The organism is uncultured Desulfovibrio sp. (assembly GCF_944324525.1).
Classification (GTDB): Bacteria; Desulfobacterota; Desulfovibrionia; order Desulfovibrionales; family Desulfovibrionaceae; genus Desulfovibrio.
This window is the reverse complement of sequence record NZ_CALUWS010000054.1, coordinates 1-18,326: the sequence shown is the minus strand read 5'-3', so window position 1 is coordinate 18,326 and position 18,326 is coordinate 1. Positions and strand designations below refer to the sequence as shown.

The following is an 18,326-nucleotide window of genomic DNA, read 5'->3' as shown; positions in this document are numbered from 1 at the left end:
CCCAAACCCGGGGAAGTAAAGCCCAACTTTGTCCTGTGGGCCAACTGGACCCCGCAGATGGAACAGGATTTCCGCGATCTTATCCGCGAGGCCGAGCAAGAGCTGGCGGCGGAGCCCGCCCCCGCTGACCGGCCCTCCCTTCACTAACCGCATGCCTAAAGGGAAAAATCCAATATGTGCGTTGTTCGCCGGAAACTCCACAACCGAAGCACGGAGACCCGCATGAAAAAACTCACGCCTTTGCTCCTTCTGTTCCTGTTGCCGCTTTTTTCGCTGCCTGCCCCCATCGCGTCCGCCGAACTGACGGACACGCGCAGTCTCATGGGCCTTGTCCGCGAGCCGATCCCTCCACAAACAGAGCCGGAGTCCCCCATCGGCAGTCGTTGGCATGAGGACTCAGTCAACCTGTATGATGATTCCCACGACGTCTCGAATAACTTCCTGCGCGTAGATCGCAGCAGGCCCATGGCTGCCTATCAGAGCTGGCTCAAGTACGCCGTGCAGGGCGACGTCTTTTGCATGGCTGCACTCCCCGCGCTCATCCGGCAGCATCCCGAGTTGCAATGGCCCGTCCCGCCGGAATTCTGGGAAAACTGGGTCATCAAGTTATTGGGTGAGGGGGAAGGCTGCTATCTCCTCGGCGCGCAAACCTTTTCCGCAGAGAGCAGCGAACAGGTAAGACAGAAAAGCAGTGAGTTCTTCTTGCGCAGCGCTCTGGCCGGGAATCACGCCGGCATGATGGGCGTCGAGAGCATGGCAGACGACCGGACAGTCTCATCCTCCACGCCGCCCGTACAGCCCGCAGTACAGCCAATACCTGCCGAATACTACCCGGAGGCCTCGGAAGCAGTGCGATACTGGCTGACGCGCGCTGCGGACGAGGGTTACTGGAAGGCCTGCCTGATATTGGCCGTACTTTACAGTCTCCCAGAGATAGCAAAGCCGAACTATGAAAAAGCAAAGCAGTATTACATGCTCGCCGCCCAAAATGGTGTTCAATGTGCTGCGCAGGCTATTGTATCAGCTAAAGCGGGCAACAAATTTCAAGATAAATTTGAACAGGTGTTTCGTGGAAGCACAGCGGAACTGGATATACTCTATTCCAAAGAATTTTCAGAAATAATTTCGTACAAGGAAATGTATACATACTATACCCTTGAGTGTATGCTGGGTGACTTTGGAAAATTTGCTGATGAAGCCAATATGATATCATTGACAAAGCAACTGGGCTTTCCTCAGGACGAGGCCACGTTGGTCGCCGGCATCGAAGAGGGCAAGCGGCTCTATGCCGCATGGCGGAAACGCCATGCCGAGGAGATCCTCCAGCAGGTAAGGCTTTATGCCAAAGCCCGCGCCCGCCTGCCGGAAGTACAGGCCGATTACGCAGCCGTCGCCAAAAACGACGCCCCCCTGCAATTCGACAGGGACGACATCGACGACGACCTTAAGGATCTATACGCTGACGACGGCCTTTTCACGCCGGATTTTCATTGGATACTGAACCTCTACAGATGCGGGCAGTTCCGTGAAGCCTATGACGGCTGGCTCGAACTGGCCCTGCACGGCGACCTTTTCGCCATGGCCACCCTGCCCGCGGTGAGCCGCGTACATCCCGAGCTGCAATGGCCCGTCCCGCCGGAATTCTGGGAAAACTGGCTCATCGACCTGCTGGGCGTAGGGGAAGGCGGTTACATACTCGGCGCGCAGTACGCCATGATGACCAATTATACGGAAGCGGGCACGCTGCACGCGGCACAAAAAGCCGGCGAGTTCTTCCTGCGCAGCGCGCTGGCGGGGCACCCCGCCGGGATGCTTGGCGCGGCAAGGACAGCGCCATACCGGAAGGAGCATCCTTTTACCCCTCCCGCATCCCCCGCCGTGACGCCCATCCCGGCACGCTTTTACGCGGACGACCCCAGCGGGGAAGGGAGATACTGGCTGACTCGCGCCGCGAATGAAGGCTATTGGAAGGCCTGCATCCTGATGGCCCAACGCTATTTGTCCCCTCAGGACAAGGGCAAAGCGGACTACGCCAGAGCGGAACAGTATCTCCAGCGTGCCGCCCGTGGCGGCTCGTACGTCGCGGCGTCCAGGCTCTCTGAAGGCGCTTTCAACGGTGATGATGCACACAAAACTATGTGCGAACGCCTCAGCACCTATGCGCCGCTGGCCTTCGCGTTGAAATCCAACGGCTATGCTGACGCATATCACGGTTCATCCACCGAGCAAAACGTGCGGGAGAAATGCCCGGATGCGCGGGTCCGCGAAGCGGGCATCAGCGAAAGTCGCCGCTTGTACGAGGAAGGACGGGCCAGTTACATGCAAGAGCGCCGAGAAAGAGAAGAACTCTACGCCAAAGCCCGCGCCCGCCTGCCGGAAGTCCGGGCCGCCTTCGGCAAGCGGCTGACCGCCGGAACGCCCGCCGAAAGACAATAGCCGGAAACTCTACGACCGACGCACGGAGCCCCCGCATGAAAAAAACTCGCCCTTTTGCTCCCCCTGTTCCTGTTGCCGCCTTGCTCCCTGTCTCTCCTCGGCGCGTCCGCCGAACAGACGGACACGCTCAGCCGCACGGGCCTTGTCCGCCTCCCCTTCAACACATTTTCCCCGACTATCCGGCACACAGGATATGCCCCTCATGAACACTCTACGTCAAAGTCCGCTGCGGAACTGGCCGCTGGGCCGCTTTTCCCTTGAACATTTTCCGTTTGAAAGGCGTACCGTTCCAAACCATACGGCCTGCCGTTTCGCGGAAAACACGCGGCTTTCCGCTTGGGCCGGGTGGCGCTGTGCCGCCGCCCACAAAAAAAGGACGCTCACGCGTCCTTTTTTTATCGCAGGGTATGGTGGGGATCACCGGTCGATGCGCACATCCAGCCGCTTACGATCCTTGGAAAGGATATGCCGTATCTTGCCCGGGCCGGTAAGGTCGATGACCACCCGCGTCCGGCCGTCCAGCTTGCCGAGGCGAACATTGGTGACCGCCGGATTCTTCGGCACGCCCGGAGCCTTGACCGTCCATTCGCCCATGAGGTCCACGGCCACGCGGGGCGGATTCTCCAACGGCAGGTACTTGTACTCGATGGGGCTGGAGCCCTCGATGCGGACCGTTGCGCCCGTCTCCCGGGCAAAGACCACAAAACGGGTGACCGTACGGGCCTTGGCCGCCGGCGCGGGCTTTTCGGCCTTCTTCTCTTCCTTCTTTTCCGGGGCGGCGGGCTCCGCTTCAGCCGCGGGAGGCTGGCGCGTTTCCGTCGCGGCGGGCACGGACGGGGCAGCCGGAGGCTCGCTTGCCGCACCGCTGCCCAGCGCGGGCTGCGGCGGCACATCCTGAGCGGGACGGCCCGCGCCTTCCGTCACGGGCAGCGGCATGTCCTGAGGCGGCACGGCCTCCGTATCGTTGAAGGCAAAACCGCGTTCCAGCGCCTCGCTGGATGGCGTCGCAGCGGGGGCTTCAGCCGCGGGGGCCGTCTCGGCCGGGGCGGGAGCGGGCGTCTGCCCCGGCACGGGCGGGGTGAGGCTGCTGCCGGTATGGGGCGGCAGCTCGCCCGGCGTGGCGGGCGACGCCTCCAGGGCCGGAGACGCCGGTTCGGGATCGTTTTTGGACGACTTCCATTCGTTCAGCATAATCAGCGCCATCCCCAGTATGCAGACGGCGATCAGTATGCCGATAAAGGCTTTGTTCATGGCCTTGGCTCCTCTTGCCTAAAGGCTGTTCTTGGTGGAACGCCGCTGCTGGTTGCGGATATACCGCAGCATACGCCCATAGACAGGTTCGCTCGCATCCAGCAGCATGGCCCGCTGCAGGTGTTTGATGGCGGCCTCATCCTCGCCCATGGCGTGAAGGATGCGCGCCATGTTGAAGTGGGCATGGTCATCATCCGGCGCAAGGTCCAGCACGCGGCGGCTGAAGGCCAGCGCGGCCGAAGGGTAGGAGAGCTGACGCAAGCGCGCCCCGAAATCACGAAACATGTGCTTGTGCTGCGGCTGGATGCCCTCACGCACGGACGCCAGCTGCTCAAGCGCGGTGAAGGCCGTTTGCCGTTCCTTGGGCCGCTTGAGCCGGGCCACCGCCTTGCGGAAGGTCTCCCGCATGCCGGTCTCCACCAGCCGGGCCCTGCGCTGCTGCTCGGCCGAGGAGGCCTCCCCGAAGATATCCCCCGGTTCGCTCTGGGGCGGCGGGACGAACCGCCCCACGACCTTGGACATGTCCAGCGACCGTACCGGCATGGCCAGTATGGCGGGCTCCGCCGTGAAGCGCTGGCTGAAGATGTCCGCCGTCATCCTTTCCGGGTCGGCCACCGGCTGGAAGGCGTTGTTGAGCCGCTGCACAACAAAGCTGCCGGTCTCGGCTTCCCAGACGAAGTACAGGGTCTTGCGCTGTCCGGAGGACTGCGCCGCCGCAACAGAATATACGCCGATGAACTTGGGATTTCTCATGCCCCGACTCTACATCATTTGGGCCGAATGGCAAGATTCCTCTCCATGCCTTTACGCGGCGGGCGCTTTGGGCTAGCATGCCGCCCATGCACGAAATGGTCATAGCTCAGAACATCCTCGACATCGTCCGGGAAGAGATGGCGGCGCGACAATGCACGCGCCTTGTCCGCATCGGCCTGGAATGCGGGGCCCTGTCCGGCGTGGAACCGGAATCCCTGCGCCTCAGCCTTGAGGCCCTGCTTGACGGCGGCCCCTGGGCGGAGGCCGGCCTTGAACTGCGGGTCATCCCCCTGCGGCTGCGCTGCTTCAGCTGCGGCACGGTGTTCGGCGGCGAGTCCGGGCAGGACGCCCTCTGGCAGCCCTGCCCGCGGTGCGGGGAACAGTTCGGCCACACGGTGGAACAGGGCAAGGAGCTGCGCATTTCCCATTTGGAGGCCTCATAGAGCGTGTTGACGCTATTGCTGCTCATTCAGCGTAATATTTAAACAATTACAATGTGTTAACAGCCCCCAGGCCCTACAGGAGGACCCATGCAGATACCCGTTGTTCGCAACGTCCTTGAAGCCAACGAAAAACTTGCCGATCAGGTGCGTGCGCGGCTGGATGCCGGCAAGATCCTGGCGCTCAACCTCATCTCCTCGCCCGGCGCGGGCAAGACCACCCTGCTGGAGCGCACCCTTGCCGACCTGTCCGGCGAGTTCCGCATGGCGGTCATCGAGGGCGACCTGCAGACGGATAACGATGCCCGCCGTGTGGCCGCCACGGGCGCGCAGGCTGTGCAGATCAATACCGAAGGCGGCTGTCACCTCAACAGCAGCATGATCCTGCAGGCGCTGGACAATATCTCCCTGGACGGACTGGATATCCTGTTCATCGAAAATGTGGGCAACCTTGTTTGCCCCGTGGAGTTCGACTGCGGCGAGGACGCCAAGATCGCCCTGCTCAGCGTGGCCGAAGGCGACGACAAGCCGGAAAAATATCCCCTGCTGTTCAACCTTGCCCGCGCCATGCTGCTCAACAAGATCGACCTGCTGCCCCATGTGGATTTCGACGTGCAGCGCGCCCGTAACTTCGCCACACGGCTGAACCGGGAGCTGGCCATCTTTGAAGTCTCCTGCCGCAACGGTCAGGGGCTGACCGGCTGGTACGACTGGCTGCGCGCCATGCGTCAGGCCAAGCTCGAAGGGCGGCTGACCCGCCCCGAGCGCTGATCTGCCCCAAACACGCCCTTTCTTTCACCTGTCTTGCACGGCGGCGACCGCCGCCGGGAGGAACCTGCATGAACCATCTGGGCAAAATGCTCGCCGCCCTGCTCCTCGCCGGAGGCCTGTCCGGCGGAGCGGTACAGGCCGCGCCCTCCTGCCGGCCCCTGCTGGCGGATCAGGAGGACGGCGTCCGTTCCCAGCTTGTGGAGCGCCGGCGGCCGGAACGCCCTCACTGGGACAACCGTTACCACGGCGATCGCCGGCGGCCGCGTCCCCCGTATCATTACGCCCCGCCCCCGCCGCCTCCGCCGCCCTATCCGGGCGCGCCGTACGGCTACGGGCCGCCACCCTATGTCCCCAACTATCCCTTTGGCTACGACCCGCGGCGGCCGCTGCCCAATTACCCCTTCGGTTACGATCCGCGTCCCCGGCCGCGCTTTGACGGCTATGACGGGTATGAACGCCCGCACAGACGGAACTGGAAGCCGTACCGGCATCCCCGCCCTGTCCCGCCGCCACCGCCCCCTCCGCCGCCGGCCTGGCCGGGATTCAACGGCTGGATATGACCTCTTGCCACGAACGCGCCGCCCTCTGGGCGGCGCGTTTTTTGTGCCGGAAACGAGTGCATGGAGGCCCCCCGATCCGCGAGCCAAGCGCACCTGATGCACGATGGACATGACACGGCCGGGATACAGGGGCTGGCCCTCCGGCCCCGGTCGGCGCGTCATGTCCGGCCCCGCAGATGCGAACGGCCGCCGGCTTCCCGCCGGCGGCCGCACGAAAAAGATCCCCTGCAGGACGTTCCGCTGTCAGGACTTCCCGCCCTTCGTGGCGCTGCCGCGGGCGTCGCCGCCCTCATCGGCACGGTAGGCGGCGATATCCACAAGCAACGTCCGGGAGGCCGGGTACAGGCTGACCGTAAAGAGCTGCACATCCTCCTCGGGCGCGTCAGCTTCGCGCAAGGCCACCACCTGCGAGCGCGGGGCCAGCATGATGGAGGCGTCCCCCGTCCCGGCGGCAAAGATGAGGTCTATGCCCTGCTCAAGGATGCGGTGGCGCTGCTCCTCACCGATGGAGGCCATTTCCGTAAAATCCACGTCCATGCCCGGAAATTCCGCCTGCCAGAGGCAATACCCCTGTGTGTAGAGGGTCTGGAGCAGCGCGTGCAGATGGTCACGCGTCAGCACCTGCCGCAATTCCAGATGTTCCAGCGTGGCCGTGGCGGGATCGCCGGGGCCGGGCGTCAATCGCGCCGCCCAGATGCGGTCGGCAAAGCCGAGGCTGGTCAGCACGGCGCCGTTCTCATCGTGGGGAGCCTCCTTTTCCAGTATGGCGCAAGCTTCCTGCATCTTCATGCCGGTGCGGAAGCGGGTCAGCGCGCAGACGGGACGGCTGCCCGGCTCCGGCAGCAGGCTCCAGACCTTCCCCTGCCGGTGCTCCGTCTTGCCGTTCCGGTAAAAGAGCTGCAGGCAGCTTTCCTTATGTTCGCCGCAGGCGGCAAAGCCCTTGAGCTCCCCCAGGGCGATGCCGGGGAACGTCCAGAGGGCAAAGCCCATATCCAGACGGATATCCTGCGTGCCGCCCGGATTCTCCAACGCGTCCTCCCCGGACGGCGGCAGATCCAGTCTGGCGAAGCTTTCCTGCCGCGCCGTGCTGAAACGCACGCTCAGCAGCTCCTGCTCGGTAAGGTTTTGTACGCTCAAGGTCGGCGGTTCCGCCTCTTCCTCGGCGGGGGACGGAGACGCAAGGCCACGCTGCGGCAGCAGCAGGCAAAGGCTCAGCAGGAGCAGGGAAACGAGGTGCTGCATGATCACATCCTGAAACTGGTGCTTGTGGTACCGGGCCATCACAAAAGGAGCCGTGCCGGCACGTCCGCCCGCAGGACACGGACAGCTCCGGCCGCACGGGCCATGCAGGCATTTTTAGCAGTCCGGCCCGTCGGAAGCAAGCCGTTGCCGGACGCTGACGGGCCGGGACAGACCGCTTTCCGCCTGCCGCTCAGCAGGTTCCCGCGTCCGCTTTCCGGCGGCGCAGGGCTGCCAGCAGCAGACCTGCCGGATCGGCCGGGGCCGCCGGATCTGGCGGCGTATCCGCGCGCAGCCGCTCAAGCAGCGTCCGCACCAGCGTCACGGCATCCTCCACCTCGTCCACCCAGCAGGTCATGGCGCCATGCAGCATGAGGCCCGGCGCTTCCAGCGGCCCGCGAATGCCCAGCAGCGGCACGCCCGCTCCGGCGGCAAAGCCCACTTCCACCCCGGCATCCTGCCCGGAAGCGCCGTAGTAGATCACCATATCCGCCGTCAGGCAGGCCTGGCGGCAGAAATCGAACACCTGCCCGCCCGCCTGATCGGTATCCATCCAGGCGCGGCGCTGGGCGGGCGTCAGCCCCGGCGGCGGCGCGGCTTTTTCCGTCCAGTCAAGGATACGGCAGCCCAAGGCCCGCAGGGCGTTCCCCAGCAGGCGCACGCCGTGCTTGTGCCGGAAGGAACCGGCGATATAGATATCCATGCTCGTCATACCTGTTGCGGAAGGCGCGGTGGATAGCGTCCGCTACCACGGACAGCCCGCCCTCCCGCCTTCCTTGCCGGATGGGCGGCGGGGAAAGACGCCTCCCCTGACGCGGAGCGCATCGTCCAGACGGCGCGCGCCATTGCCCCCGTCAGCGCGGAGGCCGTATCGTCCCGGAGCGACCGGGAAAAGACCGCGCACGCTCCGCCTGCCTTGACGGGCGGGCTTGCCTCGGCCCCTGACTCTTCCCCCGGTCAAAGCGCGCTGAGGAAGAAATGGGGGACGTGGGAGGAAACGAATCCTGCCGACAGGCCCTAGAACTCGATGCCTCGCTGGGCCTTGACGCCGCTTTGGGCCGGATGCTTGATCTCGCCCATCTCCGTCACCAGATCGGCCATGTCCATGAGCCATTGCGGCGCATCACGGCCGGACAGCACCAGGTGGCAGTCCGCCGCACGCGCCCGCCGCAGGAGGTCCTCCACCTCGGCACGCTCCAGCAGACCGGCGCGCAGGGCATAGAGGCTTTCGTCCAGCAGCAGCATGTCCAGCCGCGGCAGGCGTTCCCGGGCCCACTCCAGAAGCGTCAGGGCGGCGGCACGGTGTTCTTCCCGCTCTTCTTCCTTCCGGAAGAAGCCGCGGCCGCCGGCCCGGTAGTTCTCCCCAAGCAGACGCTGCAGCATCACCTGCTCGCCGGCGTGCACATCCTTTTTCATGAACTGTCCGAAGCCCACGCGCAGGTCCTGTCCCAGCGCCCGCAGCGCCTGTCCCACGCAGGCGCTGGTCTTGCCCTTGCCGTTTCCCGTGTAGATGAGGATCATCAGCGCCATACCCCCGGCAAAACATATCCACAGGCCGGGCATATCCCGGCGGAAGCTCCCTTGAAGCGCACATGCCAGCCCTGCCGCTCGATGCAAACGGCGTTGCACTGCGGGCAGTAGGTATTGCCGCCCACCGCGCTGATGACATTGCCGACATAGACGAAATGCAGGCCTTCGCCGCGGGCCAGCGCCCAGCAGTCTTCCAGCTGTCCCACCGGAGTCTCGGGGTGATCGGTCATGTGGTAGGCCTTGCGGAAGGCCGTCAGATGCCAGGGCGTGTCCGGCCCCAGCTCGTCCCGGATGAAGCGGGCCGCCTCGCGCAGTTCGTCCGAACCGTCGTTGACGCCGGGGATGATCAGCGTCGTCACCTCCACCCACCAGCCGAGGGCTTTCATGCGCTTGAGATTGTCGAGCACCGGCTGCAGACGCCCGCCGCAATACTTGCGGTAAAAGCTTTCGCTGAAGCCCTTGAGATCCACATTGGCCGCATTGATGCGCCGCTGGAGCGACACGAGGCAGTCCTCGCTCATGAAGCCGTTGGTCACGAGGATGGTACGCAGCCCCTGCTTGCGGGCCAGGCCGGCCGTGGAGAACACGAGCTCAAAGAAGACCGTGGGCTCATTGTAGGTGAAGGCCATGCTTTCGGCGCAGTTGCGGCGCGCCAGATCCACCAGGATGTCGGCGTCCACCTGCCGGCCCGTCACCTTGCCGTCCTCGGCGGGCCCGCGCGATATCTCGTGGTTCTGACAGAACAGGCAGGAGAAATTGCAGCCCGCGCTGCCCACGGAAAAGGTGCGCGTCCCGGGCAGGAAATGATAGAGCGGCTTTTTCTCCATCGGGTCAAGGGCCGTGCCCGTGATGACCTTTTCCACCATGCTGACCAGCGTCCCGCGCAGGTTGGCCCGCACGCCGCAGCGGCCGCGCTGCCCCGACGGTATACGGCAGCGATGCGCGCACAGCAGGCAGTCCACCGTACCGTCGTCGCGGCTTTCCCCAAAGGCGGCGGGCATGTCAGCGCCTCCCGGGATGCGGCATGCGGCCTTGCGGCATCGCGCCGCCGCGCGGCATCATGCCTCCGTTGCGCGGCATCATGGCGCCATTGCGCTGCACGGAGCGCATGCCTTCATTGAGGGGCATGACGCCGGGCGGATAGGGGCCAGGATCGCCCTGATAGCCCGGATACCAGTGCCAGCCGTCCGTGGGCGGCGGGTAGAGGCCGCCCGGATTCGGGTTCGGGTACTGGCCCGTGTTCTGCCCGGGGGTGCTCGGATAACTCGGCGTGGTCGGATAACTCGGCGTGAGCGGGAAACTGGGTATGGACGGATAGCTCGGCGTAGCCGGATACCCCGGCCTCTGACCGGGATAGCCCGGATAGCCGGGATAGACCGGCTTCTGACCGGAGGTGGGCGGCCACGGACGGGAAGGCGCGCCCGGCCAGCCCGTCTGCCCGCTGGGATAACGGTCGGGATAGCCCGGATAGCCGGGGTAATACGGCGGACGGAAGCCGGGACGGTTGGGCGGATAGCCCGGCTGATACCCGGGATAGCCGGGCTGGTAGCCGGGGTAACCCGGTTGATAGCCCGGATAGCCGGACTGTCCCCCGCCCGAGGAGCCCGAATTGGGGTACACCTGCGGCGCAAGATACATGGGCGCCTGCTGCCAGGCGTTGGGATCCGTATTCTGACGCGGCGCGATGGCCTTCATCTCCACATCGCCGGTCTTTTCGTCGCGATCAATGGAGAGCTGGCCGCCATTGGGCGTCGTGGAAGGCAGCTGGGACGTCCCCCACTGCTCGTCCTGACGCATGGCTCCCTCCTGCGGGGACGAGGCCGCCAGCACCGCCTGGACGCCGCCAAGCCCCAGCATGCACAGCGCCAGTCCCGCGGCCAGCCCCAGCCTGCCGCCTGTCCTGAACCCGCGCATCCCGCCCGCTGTACGCGAGGGGGATGACGCCGCCTGCCCGGATATGAAAGGTATTTTCTTCATGCTCTCAGTATAGCAGCGCCGTCAGCGGGGGTCTACGAAAAAATGCGGAGGAAAGCCGCTTGGGATTTATGAAAAACTATGCTATCAACGAGCGTCGCAAGGAGGCACTTTATGACCACGGAACGCTCCAAAGCCTACAGGGAAGCCGGCGTCGACATCGAGGCGGGCAATGATCTCGTAAGCCGCATCAAGCATCTCGTTTCCAGCACCCACACCAAGGGCGTCATTTCCGACATCGGCGGTTTCGGCGGCCTGTTTCGCCCCGAACTCAGCGGCATGAGCGATCCTGTCCTTGTCTCGGGCACGGACGGCGTGGGCACGAAGCTCAAACTGGCCTTCGCCTTCGACAAGCACGACACCGTGGGCATCGATCTCGTCGCCATGAGCGTCAACGACATCCTGGTGCAGGGCGCCCAGCCGCTCTTTTTCCTCGACTACTTCGCCACCGGCAAGCTGGACGTGGAGACGGCCCATACGGTCATCAGCGGCATCGCCGAAGGCTGCCGTCAGGCGGGTTGCGCCCTCCTCGGCGGGGAAACGGCCGAAATGCCCGGCATGTACGGCGACGGCGAGTACGACCTTGCCGGCTTCTGCGTGGGCATCGTGGACAACGCCAAACTGGTGGACGGTTCGAGCATTCGGGTGGGCGACCGCATCGTGGGCATCTCCTCTTCCGGTCTCCACTCCAACGGCTTTTCTCTGGCCCGCAAGGTGCTGGAACAAAGCGGCCTCAAGGCGGACGATCCCTTCCCCGGGGCCGACGGCGCTCTGGTGCGGGACGTGCTCATGACGCCCACCGTCATCTATGTGGACACGGTGCGGCAGCTGCTGCGGGATATCGACGTACGCGGCATGGCCCATATCACGGGCGGCGGCTTCTACGACAACATCCCCCGCGTGCTGCCCACGCAGGTGGAAGCCCGCATCACCTTCGGCTCCTGGGACATGCCCCCGGTCTTCACCTGGCTGCATGAAGCGGGCGGCCTGTCGTGGCCGGAGATCCTCCAGATCTTCAACGCCGGCATCGGCTATGTCCTCATCCTGCCGCCGGATCAGACCGAAGAGACCATCAGCCGCATCCGGGCCGGCAAGCAGGGCCTCAAGGCCTGGGATATCGGGGTCATCGCCATGCGCAACGGCGACGGGGAGCAGGTCGTCATGCAGTTCCCGGATTAGGGCCTGCCACGCCATTTGCTGTTTGTTTGGGGGGCTGGGACATAAGGCCCACGTCCCAAGGAAAGACGACATGACGTACGTTACGGGAGCCTTCCCACGGGAGGCTCCCTTTTTTTGCCGGAGAGAACCGGCATCAGGCAGGCGTGCCCTGGCCTTTTTCGCTCGACCTTCGGCCGGGAGTCTGGCATGCTTATGCCAGTACCCGCCCTGTCCGCCAGTGCGCGGGCACGGCCTCGGCCGTGAGATGCCCTTACTACCGGGACGCCCCCGCCCGGCTGCGGAGCCGTCCCTTACCGGCTGGCGCGCCCATGCGCCGGAGACCTCCCATGCAACCCCTGCTCGATATCCTGCGCTCCATGCTGGAGCAGCACAAGGCCGATTACGAGATCCTCTCGCACAACCGCCCCCTGATCTCCAAGGATGACGCCGCCCGTGTCTTCGATCTGGTCAAGGCCGCGCCGGTCTTCATCCTTGAAGCCGACGGCGAGCTGGTCGCCCTGCTGGCCAGCGCCGCCCGGGGCCGCATAGACCTCAAGGCCCTGCGGCAGGATGTGGGCTATGCCTCGCTGCGCCCCGCGCCGGAGGAGGACCTGCTGATCCGCACCGGCTGCGCGCCGGGACGCGTGCCGCTGGTGGGTCATGGCCTGCCCGTCATCTTCGACGAGGTGCTGCTGCGCCACGATTATGTGTACGGCAAGACGGGCGACGTGCTGCATACCCTCAAGATCCGGCCGCTGGATCTCATGCGCCTGTGCAATGTGGTCAAGGTCTGGCCCGATCCGCAGGGCACGCCTGCCGGCCGTATGGCCGAAGCCGCCTTCGCGAACAAGGCCTGAACGGAAAAGCGCCGCCCCGCGGCATGACGTGCGACGGGGCGGCTGGGAGAGGACGGAGAAAGACGGGAGCCGCCCGCGCGGCGGCATCCCCTGCCCCGGGGCGGAACATCCCTTGGCGGGACGCGGCTCAGGGCATGAGCGGCGGCAGGGGCGTGGCCTGCACCTGACCGTAGCTGCTGATGCGGTCACGCCCGCAGCGCTTGGAGGCGTACAGGGCGATGTCCGCGCAGCTGTAGAGCTTGCGGAACACCCCGCCGTCAGGCGGCGCGGCGCATATGCCCATGCTGGCCGTCACGCCGTAGCCATGCAGCAGCGTATTGGAACGGATGGCTTCCATCAGCTTTTCCATGTGGGGAAGCCCCGCTTCCGCCGGGGAGACGCCGGGCAGGAAAACCAGGAACTCGTCACCGCCAAGCCGGGCGCAGAGGGCGTTTTCCGGCAGGGCGTCGCGCAGGATGCCGCCGACCTGAGCAATGACGCTGTCCCCTGCGGGATGGCCGAACTCGTCGTTGACGTGCTTGAAATTGTCGAGGTCGAATACGGCCAGCATGCCCTTGCCGTTGGCGGCAAGTTCGGCGTCCACCTGACTCTCGAACGCGGTACGGTTCAGCAGGCCGGTCAGCCGGTCCGTGCTGGCCTCGCGCGCCAGATCGTCCATGCGCCGGGCAAAGATCCCCCGCATGGAGATCACCGTGAACAGCATGCTCAGGGTGAAGAAGATCCCCAGCCGGACAAAGAGATTGCGCATGGCCTGCGCGCCGCCGGAAAAGTCCAGCGGCAGGTCCTTGCCGGAAATGGCCGTGGCCACGCGCCAGCCGTTGAAAGGAAGATTGCCCACGCACAGGTAGACCTTGTGCCCCGCCGAATCGGTGACCGGCGCCACCCAGGCCTTTTCCTCCAGAAGGGCCGTATGATCCTCGGGCATATGCTGCCGGTACAGTTCCAGAAAATAACTCGTGACGTCAGGCCCGCCCGGAGGCGCGCCGATGAGCTTGCCGTCCTCATTGAGGAGGATGATCCCCTCATTGGAGAGGAAGCTCGTCAGCTGGAAAAAAGCCGTGAAGTGCGCCCGGCGGTAGACGGCCCCGAGACAACCGATGATCCGGTTCCCTTCCATGATGGGCGCGGCCAGCACCACATAGGCTTCGCCGCTTGCGTCTTCAAGCAGATGCGAGACGATGGCCCGTCCGTTCATGACATGCTGAAAATAGGGATGCGCCAAAATATCAGGAGGCAGAGCGGAATGCCCCCAGACCCGGCCATTGATGTCGGCCACAAAAAAATTGTCGGCCATGATGCGGCCTTCGCAAAAATGCAGGCTCTCCCGGCTGAGCTCCCCGCCGTCCGCCTGGGCGATATCCTGAGCGATCATGTGCATGCCCAGCAGCCGGTACTGGAAGTGGGAGGCGACCTCATGGGCCTGATCCAGCACGCCACGCTTGAGGAAGAGGCTGATGTTGTGCAGCATCACCTCCTCCCGTTCCTGGATGAAGGAGAAGATGCTCCAGCCGATGCCGCACATCAGCACGAAGATATAGGCCATGACCGTCAGCATGGCGCGTCGCGGCTGTCCGAAAAGATAGCTCAGCATGATGTCTTCCTCCTCGCCGTTGCCGTCGGGGCAAACCGGCCCTGCCTGCAGTGGATGTGCCGTCACCCTATGTCGCCGGGCGTCAGCAAAGCGTCCGAACGCCACAGCGCAGGCAGGCGGCCCATCTTCTGCTCCGCCGGCGCCGGGCAGGAAGGGACGGAGCTGCAACCGGATACTTTACGCGTCATCACGAAGACGTCAAGCCGTCGCCGGACGGGCGCCAAAGGTCTTTCCCGGCCTGTTTGTCCCGGCGCGCCTGTTTTGCCGGCCTTTTCCGCCTGTCCAAAACGCAAGACGGCTGCCCCGAAGGGCAGCCGTCGGCAACAGGCGGCGGAGGAGAAGCCCGAATCAGGCCATGTCTTCCGTCAGGATCATATGGCGGGCAGCTGCCGTTTCGTCCAGCCGCCGCACGGGCAGGGACTGCGGCGCGGCAGCCAGCTTTTCAGGATGTTCCCTGCCTTCGGCCACGATCTCGCGCAGAGCGTCCACGTATTCGTCCAGCGTTTCCTTGCTTTCGGTCTCCGTGGGCTCGGCCATGAGGCATTCCTTGACGATGAGCGGGAAGTAGATGGTCGGGGCATGGATGCCGCGATCCAGCAGGCCCTTGGCGATGTCCAGCGCCCGCAGGCCTTCGGGCGCGGAGGCCACGAACTCATGCGCGCAGATGCGGTCAAAGGGGATGTCCAGCACATCTTCCAGCCGCTTGCGCAGATAGTTGGCGTTGAGCACCGCGTATTCGGAAGCGCGGGTGAGCCCGTTGCCGCCCAGACGCATCATGTAGGCCAGCGCCTTGGCCAGCACGCCGAAGCTGCCGTAGAACGGCCCGATATAGCCGATGGACTGGGGCAGGTCGAAATTGACGCGGTAGCTGTCGTCATCACGGCGCTCCACACGCGGCGCGGGCAGATAGGGCACGAGGCGTTCGCTCACGCCCACCGGCCCCGCGCCGGGGCCGCCGCCGCCATGCGGCGTGGAAAGGGTCTTGTGGACATTGAGGTGCACCACGTCAAAGCCCACGTCGCCCACGCGCATCTTGCCCATGATGGCGTTCATGTTCGCGCCGTCATAGTAGAGCAGCGCGTCCACCTTGCGCAGTTCCTCGACGATCTCGGCAAGATGGGTCTCCATGAGGCCCAGCGTGTTGGGGCAGGTCATCATGAGGCCGGCCACGTCGTCGGGATGCTCGGCAATGGCGCGGGCCAGGGCCTGCGGGTCCACCATGCCGTCACGGGATTCGATGTTCACGATGTCGAAGCCCGCCAGCACGGCCGAAGCGGGATTGGTGCCGTGCGCCGAATCGGGGATGAGCATCTTGGTGCGCTTGCGGCCCCTGGCCTTGTGGTAGGCCGCGATGAGCTTGACGCCCGTGAATTCGCCGTTGGCCCCGGCCATGGGCTGCAGGGTGAAGGCCTTCATGCCGGTCAGCTCGCAGAGCCAGCGCTCGGCATCGTAGAGCACCTGCAGGGCCCCCTGCGTGCAGGCCGCGCCGCGGCCGAGCTGAGCCAGCATGGGATGCAGGCGCGTGAAGCCGGGCAGACCGGCCACCTGCTCCGTGAACTTGGGGTTATATTTCATGGTGCAGGAGCCGAGCGGATAGAAATTGGCGTCCACGCTGTAGTTGCGGCGCGAAAGCGCGGTAAAGTGGCGCACCACGTCGAGCTCGGAGCATTCCGGCAGGCGCGGAGCCTGCTTGCGCAGCAGCTCGGCGGGCAGCATGTCCGCCGCGCGGGGGGCGTTCTCCGCGGGTTCCAGCACGAGGTTCTCCGCATGCCGGCCGCTGACGGATTTGGCAAAGATGGTCTTCACAGCAGGCCTCCGATGGTTTCGGCAAGGAAGCCGATCTGCTGGCGGGTGTTGTTCTCCGTGCAGGCCAGCAGCAGCACGTCGTCCATGAAGTTGTAGTAGCGGCTCACGGGGAAGCCGGGCACGCAGTTATAGGAGATGAGCGTGTTGACGACCTTTTCCGCCGGGATGGGCAGCCGCAGGGCCACCTCGTTGCCGTAGGGGGCCGTATTGAGCAGGGTCACGCCGCGCAGGGCGGTGAGACGTTCCACGGCGTAGCGGGCAAGGGCCATATTGTGCTCGGCCACCTGCGCCAGCCCCTGCGGGCCCATGAGGGAAAGATAGATGAGCGAACGCAGGGCGCACAGCGCCTGATTGGAGCAGATGTTGGACGTGGCCTTGGCGCGGCGGATGTGCTGCTCGCGGGCCTGCAGGGTCAGCACATAGCCGGTCTTGCCGTCCACATCCTGCGTACGCCCGGCGATGCGGCCGGGGAACTGGCGGATATGCTCCTTGCGGCAGGCCATGATGCCCAGATAGGGGCCGCCGAAGCCCAGCGGCTGCCCGAGGCTCTGCCCTTCGGCCACGGCGATGTCCGCCCCCATCTCGCCCGGCGTCTTGAGCACGGACTGCATGATCGGGTAAACGGAGATGATGCCCAGCGCCTTCTTGCCGCGGGCATGGGCGAACAGCTCGCTGAAATCGTCCACCACGCCGAAGAAGTTGGGGTTCTGCACCACCACGGCCGCGCACTGATCGGTGATGGCGGCCATGAGGGCCTGCTTGTCGCTGGTGCCGTTGCGCTGCGGCACCACACGCACGTCCACGTCCAGATCGGAGGTATAGGTGCCGAGCTGCACGCGCCAGATGGGATTGACGCATTCATCCACCACGATGAGCTTGCGGCGACTCGCCCGCACGGCCGTCATGCAGGCTTCGAAAAGGGCCGACCCGCCGTCGTAGACCGAGGCATTGGCGCAATCCATGTCCAGCAGGCGGCAGACCGCCGTCTGGTATTCAAAGATGGCCTGCAGGGTCCCCTGCGAACATTCGGCCTGATAGGGCGTGTAGGCGGTGTAGAACTCGCTGCGGCCGCTCAGGGCGTCCACGGCGGCGGGGATCTTGTGCGCGTAGAAGCCCGCCCCCAGGAAGGAGACCATCTCCGTCCGGTTTTTGGCGGCAAGGTTCTCGAAGTAGCCGCAGACGGCGGCCTCGCTCAGCCCTTTGGGCAGGTTGAAGTGCGCGGGACGCATCTGCTGCGGGATGTCCGCAAACAGGTCATCCAGCGTGCGCACACCGATGACGGACAGCATCTCCGCCGTCTCGTCCGGGGTGTGGGGGATGAAAGGCATGGTGGACCTCCTGAAAACGCGGCAGGCCGCCCGTCCTGCGACAGGCGGCCCGGGGCCGGCTAGTGCTGTTCGTTCTTGCAGTGTTCTTCGTAGGCGGCCGCATCCATGAGCCCTTCCGGCTTGCCGGAAAGTTTCACCTTGATGAGCCAGCCGTCCCCGAAGGCGTCGGCATTGATCTTTTCCGGAGCATCGGCCAGCGCCTCATTGACGGCCACCACCTCGCCGCTGACCGGCGAGATGAGATCGCTGGCGGCCTTCACCGACTCCACGGAACCGAAGTCGCTCTCGGCGCTCACGCTGTCCCCCACGGCGGGCAGATCCACATAGGTGATGTCGCCGAGGCTTTCCTGAGCGAAATGGGTGATGCCCACCACGGCTTCCTCACCCTGGATCTTCACCCATTCATGACTGGCGCTGTACAGCAGGTCGGCAGGATTGGACATGATCTCCTCCACGCAAAAAAGGTTCACCGGCGCGGATGCGCCGCGTTCATGACATATGACGCCGCAGGGCTTGCCGTCCCGGCGCGCGGCACATGGCCGCATCTTGACCTCAAGCATTTTCCGTTTGCAACGCTTCGCGTTCCAAACCTTACGGCCTGGCGTTTCGCGGAAAAAACGCGGTTTTTCCGC

The 18,326-nt window shown here is 64.9% G+C and carries 17 protein-coding genes; 6 read left to right on the top strand and 11 right to left on the bottom strand.

Features of this window, described 5'->3' with window-relative positions; genetic code table 11:
• The first annotated feature begins 222 nt into the window (after positions 1-222).
• On the top strand, positions 223-2,436 hold the full coding sequence (locus Q0K12_RS10970; RefSeq protein WP_297262901.1) for a hypothetical protein: 2,214 nt from the start codon (positions 223-225) through the stop codon (positions 2,434-2,436).
• 417 nt (positions 2,437-2,853) lie between these two features.
• Here Q0K12_RS10970 and Q0K12_RS10965 read toward each other — a convergent pair whose 3' ends face one another.
• The gene (locus Q0K12_RS10965) at positions 2,854-3,687 is read right to left on the bottom strand and encodes an AMIN domain-containing protein (RefSeq protein ID WP_297262900.1); all 834 of its coding nucleotides are present in this window, start codon (positions 3,685-3,687) and stop codon (positions 2,854-2,856) included.
• An 18-nt stretch (positions 3,688-3,705) separates the two neighbouring features.
• Positions 3,706-4,440, bottom strand: a complete 735-nt coding sequence (locus tag Q0K12_RS10960) for a tetratricopeptide repeat protein (RefSeq protein ID WP_297262897.1) — start codon at positions 4,438-4,440, stop codon at positions 3,706-3,708.
• 86 nt (positions 4,441-4,526) lie between these two features.
• Between Q0K12_RS10960 and Q0K12_RS10955 the strand changes: the two genes are divergently transcribed.
• From Q0K12_RS10955 to Q0K12_RS10945, 3 genes are all read left to right on the top strand, one after another.
• Entirely contained in the window at positions 4,527-4,883 is a 357-nt protein-coding gene (locus Q0K12_RS10955; protein ID WP_297262895.1) for a hydrogenase maturation nickel metallochaperone HypA, read from the top strand.
• An 87-nt stretch (positions 4,884-4,970) separates the two neighbouring features.
• Complete coding sequence (hypB, locus tag Q0K12_RS10950; protein WP_297262893.1) at positions 4,971-5,651, top strand: hydrogenase nickel incorporation protein HypB; 681 nt, start codon at positions 4,971-4,973, stop codon at positions 5,649-5,651.
• Positions 5,652-5,719: 68 nt separating this feature from the next.
• Positions 5,720-6,211, top strand: a complete 492-nt coding sequence (locus Q0K12_RS10945; protein ID WP_297262891.1) for a hypothetical protein — start codon at positions 5,720-5,722, stop codon at positions 6,209-6,211.
• A 243-nt stretch (positions 6,212-6,454) separates the two neighbouring features.
• On the opposite strand, the gene Q0K12_RS10940 is transcribed toward Q0K12_RS10945, so the two are convergent.
• The 5 genes from Q0K12_RS10940 to Q0K12_RS10920 all read right to left on the bottom strand — a co-directional run bounded on the left by Q0K12_RS10940 (position 6,455) and on the right by Q0K12_RS10920 (position 10,894).
• Entirely contained in the window at positions 6,455-7,453 is a 999-nt protein-coding gene (locus Q0K12_RS10940; protein ID WP_297262889.1) for a peptidoglycan glycosyltransferase, read from the bottom strand.
• A 190-nt stretch (positions 7,454-7,643) separates the two neighbouring features.
• Positions 7,644-8,153 carry a translation initiation factor 2 gene (locus tag Q0K12_RS10935; protein ID WP_297262887.1) on the bottom strand — a complete coding sequence of 170 codons (510 nt, stop codon included), beginning with the start codon at positions 8,151-8,153 and terminating at the stop codon, positions 7,644-7,646.
• A gap of 314 nt (positions 8,154-8,467) precedes the next feature.
• Entirely contained in the window at positions 8,468-8,971 is a 504-nt protein-coding gene (locus tag Q0K12_RS10930; RefSeq protein WP_297262903.1) for a cob(I)yrinic acid a,c-diamide adenosyltransferase, read from the bottom strand.
• Positions 8,971-9,981, bottom strand: coding sequence for an AmmeMemoRadiSam system radical SAM enzyme (amrS, locus tag Q0K12_RS10925; RefSeq protein WP_297262885.1), 1,011 nt, complete (start codon positions 9,979-9,981; stop codon positions 8,971-8,973). The genes Q0K12_RS10930 and amrS overlap by 1 nt, the downstream gene beginning before the upstream one ends.
• 1 nt (position 9,982) lies before the next feature.
• Positions 9,983-10,894, bottom strand: a complete 912-nt coding sequence (locus Q0K12_RS10920) for a hypothetical protein (RefSeq protein WP_297262883.1) — start codon at positions 10,892-10,894, stop codon at positions 9,983-9,985.
• Between the two features lie 174 nt (positions 10,895-11,068).
• Between Q0K12_RS10920 and purM the strand changes: the two genes are divergently transcribed.
• Positions 11,069-12,133, top strand: coding sequence for a phosphoribosylformylglycinamidine cyclo-ligase (gene purM / locus Q0K12_RS10915; RefSeq protein ID WP_297262881.1), 1,065 nt, complete (start codon positions 11,069-11,071; stop codon positions 12,131-12,133).
• A 326-nt stretch (positions 12,134-12,459) separates the two neighbouring features.
• Positions 12,460-12,969: a YbaK/EbsC family protein gene (locus Q0K12_RS10910; RefSeq protein WP_297262879.1), complete on the top strand. Its 510-nt coding sequence runs from the start codon at positions 12,460-12,462 to the stop codon at positions 12,967-12,969.
• A 127-nt stretch (positions 12,970-13,096) separates the two neighbouring features.
• On the opposite strand, the gene Q0K12_RS10905 is transcribed toward Q0K12_RS10910, so the two are convergent.
• From Q0K12_RS10905 to gcvH, 4 genes are all read right to left on the bottom strand, one after another.
• Positions 13,097-14,560 (bottom strand): sensor domain-containing diguanylate cyclase, encoded by a 1,464-nt coding sequence (locus Q0K12_RS10905; protein ID WP_297262877.1) that lies wholly within the window; start codon positions 14,558-14,560, stop codon positions 13,097-13,099.
• A 348-nt stretch (positions 14,561-14,908) separates the two neighbouring features.
• Positions 14,909-16,366 (bottom strand): aminomethyl-transferring glycine dehydrogenase subunit GcvPB, encoded by a 1,458-nt coding sequence (gene gcvPB / locus Q0K12_RS10900; protein WP_297262875.1) that lies wholly within the window; start codon positions 16,364-16,366, stop codon positions 14,909-14,911.
• Positions 16,363-17,694, bottom strand: a complete 1,332-nt coding sequence (gene gcvPA / locus Q0K12_RS10895) for an aminomethyl-transferring glycine dehydrogenase subunit GcvPA (RefSeq protein ID WP_297262873.1) — start codon at positions 17,692-17,694, stop codon at positions 16,363-16,365. Before gcvPA ends, gcvPB begins: the two co-directional genes overlap by 4 nt.
• A 59-nt stretch (positions 17,695-17,753) precedes the next feature.
• On the bottom strand, positions 17,754-18,137 hold the full coding sequence (gene gcvH, locus Q0K12_RS10890; protein WP_297262871.1) for a glycine cleavage system protein GcvH: 384 nt from the start codon (positions 18,135-18,137) through the stop codon (positions 17,754-17,756).
• Positions 18,138-18,326 lie beyond the last annotated feature (189 nt).